At 70.5% G+C, this 19,131-nt stretch carries 18 protein-coding genes; 10 read left to right on the forward strand and 8 right to left on the reverse strand.

Annotation, left to right across the window (positions count from 1 at the left end; translation table 11 throughout):
* Window positions 1-22: 22 nt before the first annotated feature.
* From OG611_RS05070 to OG611_RS05085, 4 genes are all read right to left on the reverse strand, one after another.
* Window positions 23-796: a DUF5707 domain-containing protein gene (locus tag OG611_RS05070; protein WP_266415944.1), complete on the reverse strand. Its 774-nt coding sequence runs from the start codon at window positions 794-796 to the stop codon at window positions 23-25.
* Window positions 797-950: 154 nt separating this feature from the next.
* Window positions 951-1,889 carry a hypothetical protein gene (locus OG611_RS05075; protein WP_266415946.1) on the reverse strand — a complete coding sequence of 313 codons (939 nt, stop codon included), beginning with the start codon at window positions 1,887-1,889 and terminating at the stop codon, window positions 951-953.
* Between the two features lie 183 nt (window positions 1,890-2,072).
* Window positions 2,073-5,279: a sacsin N-terminal ATP-binding-like domain-containing protein gene (locus tag OG611_RS05080; RefSeq protein ID WP_266425547.1), complete on the reverse strand. Its 3,207-nt coding sequence runs from the start codon at window positions 5,277-5,279 to the stop codon at window positions 2,073-2,075.
* Between the two features lie 440 nt (window positions 5,280-5,719).
* A complete protein-coding gene (locus OG611_RS05085) occupies window positions 5,720-6,655 on the reverse strand; it encodes a DUF3027 domain-containing protein (protein WP_266415948.1) in 936 nt (311 codons plus the stop codon).
* Between the two features lie 501 nt (window positions 6,656-7,156).
* Between OG611_RS05085 and OG611_RS05090 the strand changes: the two genes are divergently transcribed.
* The 4 genes from OG611_RS05090 to OG611_RS05105 are packed head-to-tail and all read left to right on the forward strand — an operon-like array spanning window position 7,157 to window position 10,676.
* Entirely contained in the window at window positions 7,157-8,572 is a 1,416-nt protein-coding gene (locus tag OG611_RS05090; RefSeq protein ID WP_266415950.1) for an MFS transporter, read from the forward strand.
* Window positions 8,573-8,599: 27 nt separating this feature from the next.
* Window positions 8,600-9,079 carry a DUF2771 domain-containing protein gene (locus OG611_RS05095; protein ID WP_266415952.1) on the forward strand — a complete coding sequence of 160 codons (480 nt, stop codon included), beginning with the start codon at window positions 8,600-8,602 and terminating at the stop codon, window positions 9,077-9,079.
* A gap of 39 nt (window positions 9,080-9,118) precedes the next feature.
* Window positions 9,119-9,823: a futalosine hydrolase gene (locus OG611_RS05100; RefSeq protein ID WP_266415954.1), complete on the forward strand. Its 705-nt coding sequence runs from the start codon at window positions 9,119-9,121 to the stop codon at window positions 9,821-9,823.
* A complete protein-coding gene (locus tag OG611_RS05105) occupies window positions 9,804-10,676 on the forward strand; it encodes a 1,4-dihydroxy-6-naphthoate synthase (RefSeq protein ID WP_266415956.1) in 873 nt (290 codons plus the stop codon). The genes OG611_RS05100 and OG611_RS05105 overlap by 20 nt, the downstream gene beginning before the upstream one ends.
* Before the next feature lie 82 nt (window positions 10,677-10,758).
* On the opposite strand, the gene OG611_RS40600 is transcribed toward OG611_RS05105, so the two are convergent.
* Window positions 10,759-11,142: a cold-shock protein gene (locus OG611_RS40600; protein WP_072485776.1), complete on the reverse strand. Its 384-nt coding sequence runs from the start codon at window positions 11,140-11,142 to the stop codon at window positions 10,759-10,761.
* A gap of 265 nt (window positions 11,143-11,407) precedes the next feature.
* Here OG611_RS40600 and OG611_RS05115 point away from each other — a divergent pair, with 265 nt between their 5' ends.
* The 5 genes from OG611_RS05115 (at window position 11,408) to OG611_RS05135 (ending at window position 17,096) form a co-directional block, all read left to right on the forward strand.
* Entirely contained in the window at window positions 11,408-11,632 is a 225-nt protein-coding gene (locus tag OG611_RS05115) for a hypothetical protein (protein WP_266415958.1), read from the forward strand.
* Between the two features lie 316 nt (window positions 11,633-11,948).
* The gene (locus tag OG611_RS05120; RefSeq protein ID WP_266415960.1) at window positions 11,949-12,347 is read left to right on the forward strand and encodes a DUF6507 family protein; all 399 of its coding nucleotides are present in this window, start codon (window positions 11,949-11,951) and stop codon (window positions 12,345-12,347) included.
* Between the two features lie 5 nt (window positions 12,348-12,352).
* Window positions 12,353-14,650, forward strand: coding sequence for a hypothetical protein (locus tag OG611_RS05125; protein WP_266415962.1), 2,298 nt, complete (start codon window positions 12,353-12,355; stop codon window positions 14,648-14,650).
* Entirely contained in the window at window positions 14,647-15,663 is a 1,017-nt protein-coding gene (locus OG611_RS05130; protein ID WP_266415964.1) for a hypothetical protein, read from the forward strand. Before OG611_RS05125 ends, OG611_RS05130 begins: the two co-directional genes overlap by 4 nt.
* Before the next feature lie 41 nt (window positions 15,664-15,704).
* The gene (locus OG611_RS05135) at window positions 15,705-17,096 is read left to right on the forward strand and encodes a DUF6177 family protein (protein WP_266415966.1); all 1,392 of its coding nucleotides are present in this window, start codon (window positions 15,705-15,707) and stop codon (window positions 17,094-17,096) included.
* Between the two features lie 37 nt (window positions 17,097-17,133).
* Here the strand turns inward: OG611_RS05135 and OG611_RS05140 are convergent, their stop codons facing one another.
* The 3 genes from OG611_RS05140 to OG611_RS05150 form a co-directional block, all read right to left on the reverse strand.
* Window positions 17,134-17,328 (reverse strand): DUF397 domain-containing protein, encoded by a 195-nt coding sequence (locus OG611_RS05140; RefSeq protein ID WP_266415968.1) that lies wholly within the window; start codon window positions 17,326-17,328, stop codon window positions 17,134-17,136.
* A gap of 92 nt (window positions 17,329-17,420) precedes the next feature.
* Window positions 17,421-17,612, reverse strand: coding sequence for a DUF397 domain-containing protein (locus tag OG611_RS05145; protein WP_266415970.1), 192 nt, complete (start codon window positions 17,610-17,612; stop codon window positions 17,421-17,423).
* 11 nt (window positions 17,613-17,623) lie between these two features.
* Complete coding sequence (locus tag OG611_RS05150) at window positions 17,624-18,475, reverse strand: helix-turn-helix transcriptional regulator (RefSeq protein ID WP_266415972.1); 852 nt, start codon at window positions 18,473-18,475, stop codon at window positions 17,624-17,626.
* A 212-nt stretch (window positions 18,476-18,687) separates the two neighbouring features.
* Between OG611_RS05150 and OG611_RS05155 the strand changes: the two genes are divergently transcribed.
* On the forward strand, window positions 18,688-19,122 hold the full coding sequence (locus tag OG611_RS05155; protein WP_266415975.1) for an ATP-binding protein: 435 nt from the start codon (window positions 18,688-18,690) through the stop codon (window positions 19,120-19,122).
* Window positions 19,123-19,131 lie beyond the last annotated feature (9 nt).

Genomic DNA, 19,131 nt, shown 5'->3' on the forward strand with positions numbered 1-19,131 from the left:
GGCTCCGTCCCCCGCGCCGCCGCTACTTCACGTCGACGAAGTCGCCCGCGGTGGTGATGGCCGGGGTGGTGGACGTACCCGCGAAGCTGTAGCGCCAGTAGCCGTCGACCGAGGCCTTGACCGTGGTCTTCAGGGTGCCGGTGCTGTTCGTCCTGATCGTCTTGACCGTGGTGTACGTGGAGCTGTTCTTCTTGCGGAACTGGAGCTTCACGGGCTGGCCGGTGTAGCCGTGGTACGCGTGGTCCTCCCAGTTGGCCCGCGACAGCTTCCCGGCGACCGTGATCGTCCTGCCCTTCTTCACCGGCTCCGGCGAGGCGTTGACGGTCAGCTTGGACAGCCGCTGGATCCTCGCCGTGGCATAGGAGTCGTAGTACGTGCTGGAGCCGTCCTTGGCCTCCGCACCCGTGAGGATGTGCCAGGAGCCCGCCTGCACGTTCTTCGTGAGGTCGGCCCTCGGGTCGATCGTGATGGTGAGCGAGCAGGTGCTGGTGGTGGCACTGGCGGCCTTGCAGGTCGCATCGTCCTCGTTCGGCGTCAGCACGCCGTCCAGGCCCTCGTCCAGGTCCTTCCCGTGCCACAGGAGCAGCCAGCCGGATTCGATGCCGGAGGCGTGCGAGGCGGTGACCGAGACGGTGACGGTCTTCGGCGCCGTCGTCCCCAGGACGACGTCCTTGCCACCGTTGACGGTGACCTTGGAGATGACGGGATCGGCCGTTGCCGCGTGCGCCGCCGGAACGGCGAGGGCGGACAGGACCAGGGCGCCGGAGGCTGCGGCGACAGTGGCACGTATGCGCATGGGTTTCTCCGTGGAGAAAGGCCTTGGGGGCCGGGTGGGGATGCACGGACGGATGCGTGAACAGCGGGACCCCTCGCGGAGGGATCCCGCTGTTCACGGGTGATCACAGATGGCCACGGATGCGGCCGATGTGGCCTGACGGGACCTGGTGGGACTACTTCACGTCGACGAAGTCGCCGGCGGTGGTGACGGCCGGCGTGCTGGCCGTACCCGCGAAGCTGTAGCGCCAGTAACCGTCGACCGAGGCCGTGGCCGTGGTCTTCAGGGTGCCGGTGCTGCTCGTCTTGATGGTCTTGAGCGTGGTGTACGTGGAGCTGGTCTTCTTGCGGAACTGGAGCTTCACGGACTGCGTGGCGTAGCCGTGGTACTTCAGGTCGTCGAAGTTGGCCCGCGACAGCTTCCCGGTGACCGTGATGGTCTTGCCCTTCTTGACGGGCTCCGGAGCGGCGTCGACGGTCAGCTTCGAGAAGCGCTGGACCCTGGTGCTGCCCAGGCTGTCCTGGAGCGCGAACCCGATCTTGGAGGGGTCGGGGTTGTTCGGGTTCTGGCCGTTGTAGTCGACAGCGAAGCCCACCCCCTTCCACGTGGTGGCGTCGGAGTTGCCGATCAGGTCGTAGACGGGCGAGACGGCGATCCGGCCCGTGCAGGTGGCGACCGTGGAGGAAACCTTCTTACAGGTGGGGGCGACATCGCCGTACAGCTCGTTCGCCGGGGTGTCGAACGAACCGCGGTAGAGGCCGACGCCCAGCTCGAAGTTCGAGGCGAAGATGTTCACGTCGGCGCCGTGCGTCACGGTGAACGTGGTCGGCACGATCTTCGTGGCGGCGGTGCCCACGGCGATCGGCTTGCCGCCGTTGACCGTGAACTTGGAGAAGGTGAGGTTGAGCTGGCCCACGGTGTTCGCGACCGCGAGGGAGCGTGCGCCGGACTTCGTGCCGGACTGCACGGCGGAATCGGACTGGGCCGCACGCGCGGCATCGGCGACGGAGCCGATCGCGGCGTGCGCGTCGTCGGCCTGGGCGGCCGACGGTACGACGAGGGCGGAAAGAGCCAGGGCGCCGCTGACGGCGGCCACGGTGGCACGAATGCGCATGTTCATTCCCCAAGTTGGAGAAGGGGCCCGCGGAACATGACCGCCCGCAGGCCCAAGATCGTCTGCGAAGCCTGATGGCTTCACAGACGAGACCATCCTCAAACGTGAAGGGTTGTGCGGTGATTGGGGATTTCTTGCGGACATTCCATATGCCCGGCCCCGATGCGCATCGGCCGGGGCCCGTCAGTCGAACCAGCGGTCCCGGGCCAGCTCCTCCGTACGGGACGGATCCTCCAGCAGCGCCGCGACCTCGAAGCGGCGCGGCCACTGCCCCGCCGCCCAGGCCAGGCCCGCCGCGACGCCCTCCAGCGTGGCGGCGTGGACCGTGCCGTCGGGGGCCCGGCGCCAGTCCAGTTCGACGCCGCCCGCGCGCAGTTCGCCGTGTTCGACGTACGCGTCCGGAGTCCCGGCGCCGAGCAGGGCCCGTACCGCGTCCGGTACGCGATGCTCCTCGCCCTCCGTCGACACCTCCGCCTCGACGCTCTCACCGAGCCGGCGCACCTGGAACAGCTCGGCCAGCTCGGCCGCGCGCGTCGGGGCGACCGGGAGCAGCGGGAGCCCGTCGGTGAGCGGCAGCAGATCGGGGGCGTCCGCGATCACGGCGTCCGCCGCGTCGACGACCCGCACCTCGCCGTCGACCACGGCCCGCAGTTCGTCCGGCAGCGTGACCTGTTCCGGGTCGAGATCGGCCAGGGCCGTGTACAGGGAGTGCAGTTGCACGGGGCCGACCGGGCGGTCCTCGTCCGCGAGACGACCGAGGAGCTCGGCGGCGCCGCCCGGCTCGTCCAGCAGGGCGGCCACGGACGTCCGTACGCCGAGGGCGCGCAGCACCTGCGCGTCGTCGAAGCCGGTCGCGTCGGCGGAGTCGTACAGCCCGGCCAGCCGGGGGTCGCCGCCCGCGGCCCGCAGCCCGGCGGGACGGCGGCCGTCGAGCACCGGGTGGTCGCGCAGCCACCAGGCCGTGTAGGGGCGCACCGACTGCGTGGTGCCGTCCGGCAGCAGCACCCGCACCGGCTGGGTCAGCGCGTCGCGCAGCGGCGGCCGGGCGAGCATGGCGAGCGCCTGCGGCCAGGCGTCGTCGTCGACCAGGTCCAGATCGCGGACGGCGACGATCTCGGTGGCGACCGGCGGCACGGGGGTGTCGGGCAGCTGGTCGAGGATGTCCTCGCACCACACATCCACCGCGTCCAGCAGACCGGCGTCGTCGGGCTCGGCGAAGTCGCCCTCGCGCGGCTCCAGTTCGTCCGGGTCCAGCACCACGTCGGTGGCCCGTACGAGGGCGAAGGTGGCCAGCACGCCGCAGGCGGTGAGCGGCTGCTCGCCCCAGCGGTCGGCCAGCTCCTGGTCGCAGAGCGCCAGTTCGCCCTCCCGCATGATGGCGGCGAACGGGCTCGCGGGCAGCACGAGTTCACCGGCGGGGGCCGGTTCACCGTCCTCGTCGGGGAGGGCGAGCGCGCCGAGCCAGGGCTCGTCGCCGGGTGCCAGTTCGGCGTCCCTGACGAGGGTGAGGACGGTCTCGGCGAGCTCGTCGCCGTCCAGCGCGTCCTCGTCCCAGATCTCGCCCGCGTCCAGCGATCCTGCGACGGCGGCCCGCACCTGCGGGGTCGTCAGCACGGCGCGCGGGGTGGCGGGCAGGGCGCCCAGCTTCTCCAGCAGCGGGTGGGCGGCGTCCGGGTGGGCGACCTTCAGCCCGAGCCGGGCGAGGCGTTCCAGCACGGGTCCGGCGAGCGCATCGGGGAGCGGGAGGAGGACCTGGCGGGGCCCGATGGTGGTGCGGGGCACGGCGGGGGTCCCGGGGTCCGTGGTCTCCGGGGTCCCGGCCAGCGGTACGGGCAGCCCGGAGAGGCGGTCCGGGTCGATGCCGGACAGGCTGTCGTACAGCCGCCGCCACCAGCCGGGGTCGCGTTCCAGCCCGGCGAGCCGGTCGATCGCCTCGGTCAGCGGGACACGGGCGACCTGGAGCGTGCGCAGCTCGCTGCGGCGTTCCAGTCCGGCGGGCAGCAGACACGGCAGGACCTCGGCGAGCACCCGTACCGTCTCGGCGCCGACACCTTCCAGCACTTCGGCCTCGATGGGCCGCAGCGCCGTGGTGGCCGCCTCGATGAGGCCGTCCGCCTGCGCGTCCCAGCTGTCCCACCGGACCGCCTCGGCGGTGGTGTCGCGCGGGGCGGCGGGCGCCAGGAACGCGATGCGCGGCAGCCGCTCCAGGATCGCGCCGCGCAGCGCACCGTCCAGTTCGCCCTTGCCGAGCGGCCCCGGTACGAGGTCGATGGTGTCGACGGACACCGGCTGCCAGCCGGCGAGCAGTTCGGCGTACGCGTCGGCGGCCCGCTGCACCAGGAAGTCGGTGAGCGGTCCCGGCGCGAAGTGGCGGCGGGCGGTGTCGAGCGGCAGCGAGGCGATGAGCAGCGCGGGGATGCCGAGGGGTTCGTCGGTGGGCGTCGGCGCGTGGACGACCGGGAGGGTGCGGGGGCGCACCGGGGCGCCCTCCGCGTCCACCGGGACCGCCCAGGTGACCGACCAGTGCGGGCGCAGCCGTTCCTCGCGTGGACGGTCGGCGAGCAGGGCCGGCTCGACCGGGCCGTGGTGGGTGACGGTGCGCCAGCGGTTCGTGCCGTGCGCGGAGTCCTCGACGTGGATGTACGGGCCGTGCTCGGAGCGGCTCAGCGTCCGTACGGAGTCCGGGGTCTCGATCACGATCTCGTCGAGGCCGCGCAGGGTGAGCAGCAGGGCGTCGTCGACCGCGTCGAGCAGCCGGAGCACGAGGTCCTCGGCGCCGCCGTCGCGCAGCGGGAGGACGACGACGGTGTCGTACCCGTCGGGTGCGGTGCCCTCGGCGGGCAGCGGGAGCCGGAGCAGGGGTACGTGGCCGTCGCGGCGGCGCAGTTCGTCGCCGAGGCCGGGGCTGGCGACGGCCGCCCGTGCGGCGAGGTCGCGGGCCTCGGCGAGGGACCAGCGGATGCCGCCGTGCCGGCCGACGACGGCGGGCTCGTCGCTCACCGCGAGCACGGCGGCGAACCCGACGCCGAACCTGCCGACGGCTCCTTCGTGCCCCTCGCGCTTGGCGGAGGCGCGCAGGGTGGAGAGCGACTCCACGCCGGTGGCGTCGAGGGGCGCGCCGGTGTTGGCGGCGGCGAGGACCGCGGGGGTGTCCGGGGTCGCCGGGCGCAGGGTGAGCCGGAGCCGGCCGGGGACCTGTGCGCGGGCGGCGGCGTCGGCGGCGTTCTGGGCCAGCTCGACGACGAGGCGGTCGCGATAGCCGCCGAGTGCGAGGTCCTCCTCGGCATTGGCGTCCTCGCGGAACCTGGCCGGGCCGGCGCCCCAGGCGTCGAGCACACCGCGCCGCAGCCGTGCGGTCCCGAACGGATCGGCCCCCTCGGTCGCATTCATGCTCACGCTCTGACTCCACTCTTTCCGGTTACGCGCTGCCCATGCCGCCAAGTGTGCGCCCGAAGGTACCGGGTCCTCGCGCCGGACGGGGGCCGCGGAACAGCGCATCGGCCGGTTCAAGCCCTTGGCTCCGCCCCTGGGCCGGAGTCCGTCGCGCCGCCCACCACGGCAAGGGTTCCGTCCTCGATCCTCAATCGTCCGACGGGCTGGGATCGCCGGGCGAGCAGGAAATACCCGAACGCGCGGAAAGTCTCCAGGGGGGGGCGGGAGGAGCCCCGAACGAGCGGAAAATGCCCGAACGCGCGGGAAATCCCTGAACAGGCGGGAAAGTCCCCAGGCAGGCGGCAAAATCGAGCCCGTCCGGCGATTGAGGACGGAACCGGTTCGCCGGAGCAGCCCGCAGCCCGCAGCCCGCGGGAAGCCACGCCCCCGGCCACCGCCTACGAGTGGCCGAGGTCCTCCGTCGGCGCGTCCGGCTCCGCCGGGACCGAGCCGGAGTCCCGGGCCGGCCGCAACGGATACTCGTCCACCTGCATCGTGTCCAGCGCGTGCGGCGCCGGCTTCGGCGGCTTCGGCATCACCGCCGCCTCCGAATGCCCACCGCACCCGTACGCCAGCGACACGACCCGCCCGTCCGCCGGACCGAACTCGTTCGCGCACACCCCGAACGCCTGCCTGAGCGAACCCGCCAGCGGCACCAGGAAGGCACAGCTGGCGCACGAGGCCGGCGCCGCCTGGGCCATCGGCGTCTTCGCGCCGAACGCCTCGTCCCACCGGTCGGCCGCCGCATGCAGCCCGTACCGGGACAGCACCCGCGCCCGCCGCATGCCGAGCTCGTCCGCGACCGCCGCGATCGAGCCCCGGCTCGTCGTCGCGGGGCGCGTCGTCAGCTCCGCGTCCTCCACGTCGACGAGGTCGGCCATCTCCTGGGACACCTCGGAGACCGCGGAGTTCGGCGGCGGCTCGTCCTCGCCGGTGTAGCCGGCCTCCAGGCGGATGTCGTCCGCCTCGGTGGGCAGCAGATCGCCGGGCCCCATGTCGCCGGGGCGCAGCCGCTCGCTCCACGGCACCCACTCCGGGGCGAGCACCGCGTCGCTGCCGGGCAGCAGCACCGTCTCGTCGAGGGTGACGTACTTCGCGCGGGAGGCCCGAGCGACGGTCACCGCCCAGCGCCAGCCCCGGTAGCCGGGCTCCTTGCACTCGAAGAAGTGCGTGACGACCCGGTCCCCCTCGGAGACCACGGCCACATGTTCACCGACGGCCCCCGGCGCGGCTGCCTCCTCGGCCGCCGCGCGCGCAAGGTCTACCGCCTCGGCGCACAGACGGTCGGGGACAGGGATACGGGCCGTACGGCTTCGCGTCGTCGCAGCACTCACAGGTCTCGCTTCTCTCCTACGCCAGTCTCACGAGCGCGCCAGCACATCCATCGGTTTCGGCCATGACGGATGCGGGCGGAGCGGACCTGAGGGCCGCGTCGACGTCCACACCCGTTGCTGCCTGCCTCGGGCACACCTTCTGCAACCCATTCTGCGGGATCGCCGAGAGGCGCGCGGCCGAGAACAACCGCCGGTGGCGCGCTACGCACGCTACCCTCTCCGCCGCCCCCCGCCCACCTGCCCGTGCCAAACAAGGCCGTATCCGGTGTCGTGTCCCCGGCGAATCCCCTGCGGATCCCCTGCGGATCCGTTGCGAATCCCCTGCGAATCCCCTACGGATCCGTTGCGGAGACCGGCCCTCGGCCGCCCACGAACGGCCACGGCTCCCGGCCGGGCCCGCCCCGCCCGGCCGGGGCGGATCACTGGCCCGACAGGGCGGAGTGCACCGTGCCCCGTGCCGATGCAAGTTCGCCACCACCGGGACTGGGGCACTATGACGAGGTGACTTCCGCCAGGTCGCACGAGGGACCCGGCCCGCTCCGCAGGACGGGCCGGGCGGTCGGACATGCCCTCCACCTGCCGTTCACCGGCACCGCCAGGGGCATCCGGAAGGTGACGCACGCCCATGGCGCCGGGGAGTCCGGGCTCGGCAAACTGATCGAACTGCATGCCGTGAACGGCGCGGGTGACGTGATGATCACGATCGCGCTCGCCTCGACGGTGTTCTTCTCCGTGCCGACGGACGAGGCCCGCGGCCGGGTCGCCCTCTACCTCGCCGTCACCATGGCGCCCTTCACCCTCCTCGCCCCCGTGATCGGCCCGCTCCTGGACCGGCTGCCGCACGGCCGGCGCGCCGCGATGGCCGGTGCGATGCTGGCCCGCGCGGTGCTCGCGCTCACCATGTCGGGCGCGGTCGCCACCGGCGGTCTGGAGCTGTATCCGGCCGCGCTGGGCGTCCTGGTCTGCTCGAAGGCGTACGGGGTCGTGCGCAGCGCGGTGGTGCCGCGTCTGCTGCCACCCCGTTTCTCCCTGGTGAAGGCGAATTCCCGGGTCACCCTGGCCGGGCTGCTGGCGACCGGTGTCGCCGCCCCGATCGGGGCGGGGCTGCAGACCGTCGGGCCCGGCTGGCCGCTGTACGGCGCGTGCGCGATCTTCATCGGCGGGACCGTTCTCGCCTTCACGCTGCCGCCCAAGGTCGACTCCTCGAAGGGCGAGCGGAAGGCCCAGCTGGTGCCGCCGCACGGCACGGCGGCCCCCGTCGGGACGAAGGGGCCCCGGAAGGGCAGGGCGAGGGGCCGGGAGCGGAACGGCGAGAAGCGGCCCGGTCTGCGATCCGTTGGCCCGTCCGTGCTGAACGGGCTCCAGGCCAACACCGCGCACCGCGCGCTCTCCGGCTTCCTGATCTTCTTCCTGGCGTTCCTGCTGCGCGAGTACCCGCTCGCCGGGCAGAGCGCCGCCATCTCGCTCGGCATCGTCGGCGTCGCGGCCGGCGTCGGCAACGCGCTCGGCACGGCGGTCGGCTCCTGGCTCCGGGCCCGCGGCCCCGAGGTGATCGTCGCGTCGGTGCTGGCCCTGGCCCTGGGGATCGCCGTGCTCGCCGCGCTCTTCTACAGCACGGTCATGGTCGCCGCGCTCAGCGCCACCGCGGGTTTCACCCAGGCCCTGTCGAAGCTCTCGCTGGACGCGATGATCCAGCGCGACGTGCCGGAAGAGGTGCGCACCTCCGCGTTCGCCCGGTCCGAGACCGTGCTCCAGATGGCCTGGGTGGTCGGTGGCGGCATCGGCATCGCCCTCCCCCTCAACGGCGTACTGGGCATGTCGGTCGCCGCGGCCATCCTCGCCCTCGGTGCCGCAACGTCCGTACGGGGTCTGCTGGGCGCCGCGCGACGCGGCTCGCCGCACCCCCGCGTGGCGTGAGCCGGAGCGACCGATAGCCTTCGGCCCATGACCGTTGCGTTCTTCTCCGGTAAGGGCCGCCGAATCGGCGTCGCTCTTGGTGCCGTGTCCGCGGGACTCCTTGTCCTCTCCGCCTGCGACAAGCCGACGCCGCTCGCGACCGTAACGGTCGGCGGCAACTCGGTGAGCTCCGAGGCGGCCTGCTACAACGACGGCAAGCCGCTCAAGAAGTCCGAGTACCAGAGCTGCCTCAACAAGAAGGCGGAGAAGTCCGTCGAGGTCGCGATGGACGACAAGGTCCACTTCGGCGTCGACCCCGAGATCGCGGACAACGGCTGGACCCTGTTCATCAACGGCCAGCAGGCCGAGCAGGAGCCGTACAAGAAGACCTACCGGTCCATCCCGGGCAGCGCCTTCTTCTCCAGCCAGACCGGCGAGACCACGAACAAGACGCAGATCAGCATCGTGGAGACCAAGGGCAAGGAACTGACCGGCGTCTGGCACTTCGAGCTGAAGAAGTCCTCCTGACACCCTCTTGACCCCCTCCTGCCCTCGGAGGCTTCCCCCGTGCGTGTGCTCGTCGTGACCGCCGTCCCAGCAGAACGGGACGCGGTCACGCGTGCGTTCGGGGACGTTTCCGAGGCGCGGGCGCATCACGTGCCGGGCGCCGAACTCCACCGCGTGGGGCCCTTCGACGTCCTCGCGGGCGGCGTCGGACCGGCCGCCTCGGCCGCCGCGACGGCCTTCGGTCTCGCCTCCGGGCCGTACGACCTCGTCGTCTCGGCCGGCATCGGCGGCGGGTTCGCACCCGTCGCCCCGGTCGGTTCGCTCGTCGTCGCGAGCGGCATCGTCGCCGCCGATCTGGGCGCCGGGACCCCCGAGGGCTTCGTACCCGTCACCGGCCTGGGCTTCGGCCGTGACCACCACTTGCCGCCCCGGTCTCTGTTCCGGGACGTGGCCGCCGCCACCGGCGCGCTCACCGGCGACATCCTCACCGTCTCCACCGTGACCGGCACCGCCGAACGCGCCGCCGCCCTGCTCGCCGCGCACCCGGAGGCCGGAGCCGAGGCCATGGAGGGCTTCGGGGTCGCGGAGGCCGCCGAGCGCGTCGGCGTGCCCGTCCTGGAGATCAGGGCGGTCTCGAACGCCGTCGGTCCGCGCGACCGGGACTCCTGGCGCATCGGCGACGCGCTGGCCGCGCTCACCGAGGCGTTCGGGAAGCTCGTACCCGTACTGGAAGGTTGGACCCACCATGACCGAAACGACTCCTGACCCGCTGCGGAACCCGCTGCGGATCGCTTTCTCGCCGTGCCCGAACGACACCTTCGTCTTCGACGCCTGGGCGCACGGAAGGGTCCCCGGCGCGCCCGCCCTCGACGTCACCTTCGCGGACATCGACATCACCAATGGGATGGCCGAGCGCGGGGAGCTCGACGTCCTCAAGGTCTCGTACGCGGTGCTGCCGTGGGTGCTCGACGATTACGCGCTGCTGCCGTGCGGCGGGGCGCTGGGCCGGGGCTGCGGCCCGCTCGTCCTCACGAGGGACGGGGCGGACACGGACCTGACGGGCCGGACCGTCGCCGTACCGAGCGAGCGTTCCACCGCCTATCTGCTGTTCCGCCTCTGGGCGGCCGAGGTGGTGCCGGGCGGTGTCGGCGAGATCGTCGTGATGCCGTTCGACGAGATCATGCCCGCCGTGCGCGACGGGAAGGTGGACGCCGGTCTCGTCATCCACGAGGCCCGGTTCACGTACCAGAACTACGGGCTGCACAACCTCGCCGACATGGGCCGGCACTGGGAGGAGACGACCGGGCTGCCGATCCCGCTCGGCGCGATCATCGCCAAGCGGTCGCTGGGCGCGGACACGCTGAAGCTGCTCGCCGAGTCGGTGCGCACCTCGGTAAGGATGGCCTGGGACGACCCGGAGACGTCCCGGCCGTACGTGCTGGAGCACGCCCAGGAGATGGACCCGGCCGTGGCGGACCAGCACATCGGGCTGTACGTCAACGAGTTCACGGCCGACCTCGGCGAGGACGGCTACGCGGCGATCCGCGGACTGCTGACCCGCGCGGCGGCCGAGGGACTGGTACCGCCCCTCGGCCCCGACGCACTGTCGTTCGTCTGAACCGCGCGTTCGTCCCGGGCCGCGCCCGGGATCAGACGTCGAGCGGAATCAGACGTCGAGCAAGATCGGACATCGAGCGGGATCAGACATCCAGCTGGTCGGCGACCGCGCGCAGCAGGCCGCCGATCTTCTTCCCGGCCGCCTTGTCCGGGTACCGGCCTCGCTCCAGCATCGGCGTGATGTTCTCCAGCAGGGTGGTCAGGTCCTGCACGATGGACGCGAGCTCGTCCGGCTTGCGGCGCTGCGCGGCCGCGACGGACGGGGTCGGGTCCAGGATCGCCACCGAGAGCGCCTGGTCTCCACGCTGACCTGCGACGACCCCGAATTCGACGCGCTGGCCCGGCTTGAGGGCATCGACACCGTCGGGAAGCACGGAGGAGTGCACGAAGACGTCGCCGCCGTCGTCGCGGGAGAGGAAGCCGAAGCCCTTCTCACTGTTGAACCACTTGACCTTGCCAGTCGGCAAAGCACGCACCCCATCTCAACCCGTATGCAACCTGTGCAACCTGTATGCCGGAACAAATCCTCAGCAGGTCAGGCTATCCAGTGGTGGTGCTCCCCTGCTGGCAGCAGCCTCCCCAGGGGGGGTACCCCTCGTCAAGCCTGGTCATCCGGACTCTGTCCGGAAACGGCGCCTGCCGCGCACGCCGGTCACCGCGGGGTTGACCGCGAGGTTGACCGAAGGGTTGACCGCAGGGTCGTGCGCCGCTGCCGGGAACTACCCTTACGGGGTGAGTACTACACCTTCTGGCGCAGGTGACCGGCTGGTCCGGATCGGCGCGATCGTCTTCTTCATCGGCGCACTGTCCACCCTGGCCACCATGGCCCCCCTCTTCCTCGGCACCCATCCGCTGCCGTCGATCGCCTGGTCGCTGTGCATGCTGATGGGCGTCGGCTTCCTGATCGCGGCGGCGGGCGTGATCCGCTCGGTGCGCGCGGGGGCGGCCAAGCAGTAGGGCATCCGGGGCGCCCACACCGCCATTCCCTAGCGCAAACACCACCGGCCGTACCGCCCAGCCGTCCGATCATCGTCTCGCGGGTCGACGGCAGGAGGCAGAAAAGACGGATCGAGCTGCTCGCCCGACAGCCGACTGCGGTCGCCACAACACTCCCGACACCACGCTGCGCGTCCAATCCAACACACGTTTGGCTTGAATTGCGTTGCCAGTGCTAATAGCCCCTTGATACAGATGAAGATCCTGTCGGCGGCGGCACGCGTGTTGCCGGAGGCAGGTGACGAGACGTATCGGCCGGGGGATGCAGGGGGACGGCATGACGGGGTGGGACATCAGGCCGAGCGGGGTGGAGTCCGTTCTGTCGTTGGTGGGACTGGCCGCCGAGGATCTGAGCAAGGGCGTCAGGGGCTACGGCGAGAACGTGGAGGACGCCGCGCTGCATGCGGGGACGATCAGCGGACCGTACTGCGGCGAAGCACCGGCGGGACCGGTCGGCGCCGCGGTGGCGAACTTCATCGCGGACACCCAGCAGCGGATCAGGTTCATGGCCGCCCGCACGAAGAAGTCGATGGACGGCACCGTCAAGGCCACCACCGAGTACATCGAGGGCGATCTGGCCATGGCCGCCCGCGCCCAGCGCGAGGCAGCGAAGGCCCCGACCCCCGCCGAGATCAGGGCGGTCGGGCAGAAGCCCGGCCACCGGGGCGGGGAGTAGCCGACGTGATCGAACCGGGCGGGATACCTCAGTACACCGGTGACTTCGGCCAGTTGGAGAAGGCCGCGTCCGCTCTGCGTACGCATGCCACGGGCATCCGGAACGGCGGGAAGGACGTCCACTCCCGCTTCCAGGCGACGGCCGCGTACTACAAGGCGCCCGAGGCCGAGAGGCTGTTCTCCTCGACCCAGCCGGTCATGGACACGGCCGACGAATTCGCGGGGAACATCGAGTCGCTCGCCGATGCCCTGGATACGTTCATCTTCGAGGCCAAGCCGCACGCCGACCGTCTCAAGCAGTTGAAGCTGGACGCGATCGGCTTCGTCGACAGCGTCCGGGGCGATGACGACTGGACCCAGGACCAGAAGAAGACCGACAAGCACCAGGCGTTGATGGACGGTGTGGATGCGGCGCGCGCGGCCTTCCAGGAGGCCGAACGCAACGCGGCCAACAAGATCAACGCAATCAGCCCCGCTGCCTGCCGCCCCGCGTGGATCGTGGACGACGGCACCCACGGGCTCGGCATGTACGGCCAGAACGCCGGCGCGCTCAAGGACATGAAAGACCTGCCGTGGGGCAGCCCCGAGGGACGTACCTATGAGCGCTGGAGCCTGGAGTGGTGGGGGCACGGGGCCAAGAGCTGGGCGTGGGACGGCATAGCCAAGGACAGCATCTGGGGCGGCATCGACGGCCTGGGCACCCTCGTCGGCTTTCACGGGGGCGAGGCGCGCGACCAGGCCTGGGACGGCCTGCGACGCATTGCCGTCGGCGGCTACGCCTACGGCATGGACCTGTTCGGACAGGACGAGCACCTGTCCGACTGGCAGCGCGACAGCAAGGCGTACGCGAAGGAGTTCGGCAAGCAGTTCATCGCGTACGACATGGCGAACGAGGATCCCGCTCGCGCCCACGCCGTGGTCTCCTTCAACATCCTCACCCTCGCCACCGGCCCCTTCGCCGCTGCCGCGAAGCTCGGCAAGGGCGGCACGATCGCGAAGGCCGCCGGCACCATGGCGAAGATCGGCGACGCCCTCGACCCGCTCTCCGGCACGTTCAAGGCCGCCAAGGCGCTTTCGGGCCTGCCCAAGGTCTCCCAGGTTCTGGCCAATGTCAGCGACCACCTCCAGATACCGAAGACCAAGTTCCCCGACGGAGCCTTCGACCTGAGCGACCGTTTCCGGGTCGACAAGGACGGCAAGTTCGTCCCCCTGGGCCCCGACGGCAAACCCGACCTGACCCCGGCCAGGCACGAACCCTCCGCCGCCGAACGGGGCGCCGGCCGGCCGAACGGTGACCGCGAGCCGGTCGGTGCGGGCGCGCGGACAAGCGAGAACTCTGCACATGCAGGCGGCCACAGGTCGCCACAAGCGAGCCATGACCTACGCGGCGAAAACGGTAATCGCGCTGATTCGGCGGGTGAGAGGCAGAGCGGCCAATCCGGTGAGACCGATGCTGGGAAAGCTACGGAAGGGCGGCACCCCAATGGCCTCCAGGATGGGGAACTCGGGGGCTCGGACGGCCATCCTCATGACGATGTTCCGGACGGAGCGGGCGCATCCCCCGGCTCTGGCGGCCACGGTGGGTCCGACGGGGATGTTCCGGCGACGCCCGACGGTCCATCACCGGACGGCGATGGACAACCCATGGTTCGCGGGGGCGAGACAGAGCAACGTGTTCGTGACGCGATCAAGGGAATTCCTGGCCCGCAACGGCCGAAGCCCAATGTCCTTGACAGGGTGCTTGACCGGCTCGCTTCGGAACCCGACGGCCAACGGGTCGCCAACGTCATTGCTTCTGGGCAATTCAACCAAAGTGACAAGTTCGGGCACGTCATATCCTCCCTGGGGGCAAAAAGGGAGCAAATGTTCCAACCCGGTGCCGACCAAATCATCTTTGCGGACGACTTGGTCAGGAGTGGCGTGCCCGGGCACGCCATCGACTTCGAGCAGAAAGTTCCGGTCGGTGCCGACATGGACGTCCGCATCAAGGACGAGTCCGGTGCCGTCTACGCCTACCAGATGAAACACCTCAACAACCCCATGGATGAGGTCAGCGAGATCACCAGAGGCCATAACCTGCTTCAGCTGGCGAGAGCCGAAGCGGACCACCACGTGCTGCTCGTGGACGGTGGCCGAGGAACTCGCGCGGACTGGATATCAAACGGCTCATACGATGCCCTGATGGACATCCACCGCGGCGGGAGTGGACCGAAGGGTGAAGGCATCGCATTCGTCGTACGCCTGGAGGATGGAACCCTCGTGATCCCGCCCGGCAGCAAGCTCGACCCCAAGGACATGTTGTGATCACCTCGACGCCCATTGGCGACTGGACGTGGGAACTTACTGCGGACAGTGGTGAGATTCGGCCCACCCGTGCCGCACAGATCGCGGCAGCGATCTGGAACGAGCTGGCTGAACGAGAGCTCGCTCTGCCCGGAGGGAAGGCCAACGTTCGGGTCATGAACCGGAACGATCCGCGCGATATCCACCTCGATGCAAGGGGCCTGCGCATAGGGACGACCCCCTTGGCTCCGCGATCGGCCCTCGCACAGACCGTGGCGCAAGCCGAGGCGTTTGATGGGGACCTCATCACCGTCATCCGCGTCGAATGCCCTGGCTTGTGGCTGGAGCCGGGATTCAAGTATCGCGCGGAGAAGCTGTTCGCAATCCATCTGGAAGTTTGGGGCGGCAGACTGCTTGCTGTGACGCTGGAGACGTACTCCGACGCCTGGCTGACAATGGACACACGCAACCGAGAACAGCCCGAGGTGTACGCGGCGAACGCTCCCCGACTCGCTGCCGCACTCCAGGCCATCTCGGCACTGCTCGGCACTGCGCCCGTACCCGGAGACGAGAACCACTACGCAGCACCGAGCGAGACCGGCTTCAATGACCTCCGGGACGAAGGTCCTGCCTACGACGATTCCTGGGGGACCTTCGAAGGGCTCAACCGGGCAAGCCTGCTGCAGTCCCGCATTCCGCAATCCGAGGACGAGTACGAACAGATCACCGAGCACTCGGTCCGGTACTTCACCATTCAACGGGACGGAAGGACGCTCGGATTCCTCTGGGCTTCCGTCGGCGATGCCGCCGCCGGTTATATCCCTCGAACCGCAGCCGGAGACGATGCATTCGATGTGGGAGCGGCCTGGCTGTTGGCCTTGCGAGAAGCCCACGGACAAGGGCTCGCCCCGCTCGCGGCATTGGACTGGCTGGCCAAGCACCCGGCCCGACCCGGAATCGGCGTGATCGTTGAGGACACCCCCCAGGCGGCATCTTCCCTGGACGCCTTGGAAGAGTTGTCGGGTCGGTACTGACGCCTGCCCCGCATCCCTATTTCTCTGCCAGAAAGCAGTCGATGACCCAGGACGTCATAGCCCTCACCCCGCAGATGCCGGACACCAGGACGCTGTTGGCCGGGCTCCTCGCCGGCGGTCCCGATCTGCTTGTGAACCGGGCGGGCGACGGGTCTGTCGCTCAGCTGTGCACGGCTGCCGGGCAGGCGCTGGTGTCGCTCGAGGCACCCCGGTACGTCCAAGTGCCGGGCGAGGTAGCCAGGTTGCTCGGGCCGGACGTGCGCGCGGAGTCGCCCGTGTGGTGGACCGAGGCGCGGGCGACCAGTTCCGTGGAGGGGGCCGCGCGGCTGGCCGGGTCCGTCGCCGGGCGGCTGGTCGCCGTGCACGGGGGCACCGTCTGGCCGCGCGAGGCCGGTCACACCGATGTCGTGGCCGATCTCGCCGACGCCGTCACGGAAGCGACACCTCTGGGCGTCGACCTGCTCACCGAGAAGGCCGCCGTCGTCATCCAGGGCCGTCCCGTGATCGCTGCCACGACCTGGCTGACGGACGTGGTGCGCAACGCGGCCCGCACCGGACGCGAACTCCAGCTCGTCACCCCGCCCAGCACCCGGCTCACCTTCCCCGCCCGCACGCTGCTGGACGGGCTGCCCTCCCGCTGGGTCGTGAGCGACCCCGGGTGCGGTTACTACGACGGCCTCTCCGGGTCCGTACTGCGCTGGCACGACGGGCGATTCACCCACGCCGCCACCGACGGACCCCAGGTCGCGGACGCCTTCCGGCCCCGACCCGGCACCGAAGACGAACGGCAACTGCTGCTCTCCATCCGTACGGTCCACCCCGCCGACGAGCACCTCGTCCTGGGCGGCGCCCTGGAACAGGCCTGGCGCACCCTCACCGGAGCCCCGCCCGCCGGATGGGCAACCGCCGAACCCGTCAGCGTGCCATGGTCACCACGGCAGTTGACCGACCTGGCCCGCACCCGCGCCCAGCAGTCCCTGCCCACCTGGGCCGTCGCGATCGGCACCCCCGACCACCCGGCGATCGCCACCGTGCGCACCGCCCGCACCCACCTCGGCGTCGAGGAGCACATCACGCTGGCCGTCGGCTACCGCGCCGATCAGCACGCCCCGGTGGCCGCCATGCCCGAACTGGCCGAATCCCTGGCCGCCAGGCACAACCTCGCCACGATGATCGGCCAACTGCGCACCGCACGCGCGGATCTGACCACCCCGGCCCACCACGAGCCACCCCCGGTGCCGCTCTCCTTCACCCTCGGCCCCGACGCCGTGGCCGAGCTCGAAGCGGACCGCACACCCTTCGCACCGACCCGGCTCGGCCCTGCCGCCCGGCCCGCCCTGCACTACGCACTCGGCGACGGCACCGACCCCGCCGCCTGGCAACGCCTGCGGCAGATCAACGACCACGTGACCGCCGGTACCAGCAGGGGCTGAATCCCGCCAGGGGCCGGGTCGGCCAGGTGCAGAGGTGTCAGCCCCGGTGGGGACGCTCCTTGAGGGTGCGTACGAGGGCGGCCCACACGCCCGGTGTGGTGCGGAGTATCGCTCCGGTGGGGTCGCTGCTCTCGGTGAGTCTGACCCCTCCGCCGGCGTCCGTGGCGACGTGGACGCACGAGTCGCCCTGGGCGCAGTGGGATGACTTCTGCCAGTGGTCGTGTGTGCGCATGGGTATTCCTCTCACGACTGCTGACTGATGCGACGGATCGGATTCGGGTGTCCTCGGATCCGGATCAGGCCCAGGGGAGGCCGGTGGGGGCATCAGCCATGGGCTCGGCTCTCCTTGAGAGTGCGTACGAAGACGGCCCACACGCCCGGTGTGGTGCGGAGTATCGCTCCGGTGGGGTCGCCGCTTTCAGTGAGCTTGACGCCGCCGTCGGCGCCCGGGGCGACATGGACGCAGGATTCGCCTTGTCCGCAGTACGAGGACCTCTGCCATGCGTGCTCGTTCATATCCAGTTCCTTCACTGGTCGGCAATCAGACTGTGGATGAAGTCCCGGGACTCGTCCGGCGCCAGCGCCACGGCCTCCACGCGTGCCAGCAGGAGGCGGTAGGCCTCCAGTTCCGCCTCGGCATCCACCAGGGCAGGGCCGTGCGACTGGTCCAACGAAACCGTGTCGAGACGGGGCACTGAGCCGTGTACGTACAAGATGGTCTGGCCAGATCCGGGATAGGCGCCGATTGCGAACGGGATCACCTGGATCGTGATGTGCTCTCGCTCACTCTGTTCGAGCAGATGCCGAAGCTGGTTCCTGGCGACGACGGGACCGCCCACCGGGACGCGGAGGGCGGCTTCGTGTATGACCGCCCGAAACGCTGGCGGATTCGGTCGGTCGAGAAGGGTCTGGCGCTGAAGCCGGTGGTTCACACGATGCTCGATGTCCGAGCGGGAGAACTCCGGCACCACCTGCCGGAAGATCTCGCGGGCGTGGTCCGTGGTCTGGAGAAGCCCCGGGATATGGGACGTGTTGGCAGATCGCAGCGCGGTCGCATGGTGCTCCAGTTCTGCAATGTCCAGCAACGGGGTAGGCAGCACCTCGCGGAATGTCTCCCACCAGCCCGACGAACGTTCCCCCGCGAGATCGAGCAAACCTGCGACGTACGCGGTGTCCGAGCAGCGATAGTTGCGAGCCATCGCGCGCAGCCGTTCCGCACTCACGCCGAAGCGGCTCGCCTCGATGTTGCTGAGCTGAGCCTGGCTGATACCGAGCAGACGCGCGCCCTCCGTGGCCGTGAGCCCAGCGCGGTCCCGCAGTCTGCGCAACTCGGTCCCGAGGCGCAGCCGCCGCACGCCAGGGGTGCTTCTGGAGGCCATGCGTCAACTCTCCCTGGTCAGAAACACGTTGCCAACGTCACTCACACGAGTGCAGATCTCAATCGATTGGCAATCTGGCAAATATTTCATGTCCCGCGCCGTTAGCTTGGTCTCAGGCCACCCGCCCGGAAGTACCCCGCTCGACGGAGCGGTCTCGTCACCGGGCAACCGGAAACCCGCGATCCAACTTCCTCCCGTGAACGGAGACTTCCATGGTCGGTTCCACGGTATCCCCGCCCTGGACATACACCCTCCAACTCCCGCAGGATCCCCGCGCCCCCGGCGTCGCCCGTGCCACCCTCCGCAACGTCCTGCGCGTGCACGGCATGCCCGAACTCACCGAAGTCGCGGAGCTGTTGGCGAGCGAGCTGGTCACCAACGCCTACCTGTACTCCTCGGGGCCGTACTCCCTGCGCCTGCGCGACGCCGGGCGCAGCCGCGTCCGGCTCAGCGTCTGGGACACCGATCCGCACATCCCGGCCCCGTTCCGATGGGGCGCCGCGACGCCGGAGGAACTGGCCGAGCGCGGGCGCGGGCTGCATCTCGTCACGCTCTACGCGGAGTCCTGGGGCGCGTACCCGATGCGGGGCGGACTGCCGGGGCAGGGCGGGAAGCTGCTCTGGGCCGAGTGCGCGGCCAAGGCGTAGGCACTCCCG

It is taken from the genome of Streptomyces sp. NBC_01363, from assembly GCF_026340595.1.
Taxonomy (GTDB): Bacteria; Actinomycetota; Actinomycetes; order Streptomycetales; family Streptomycetaceae; genus Streptomyces.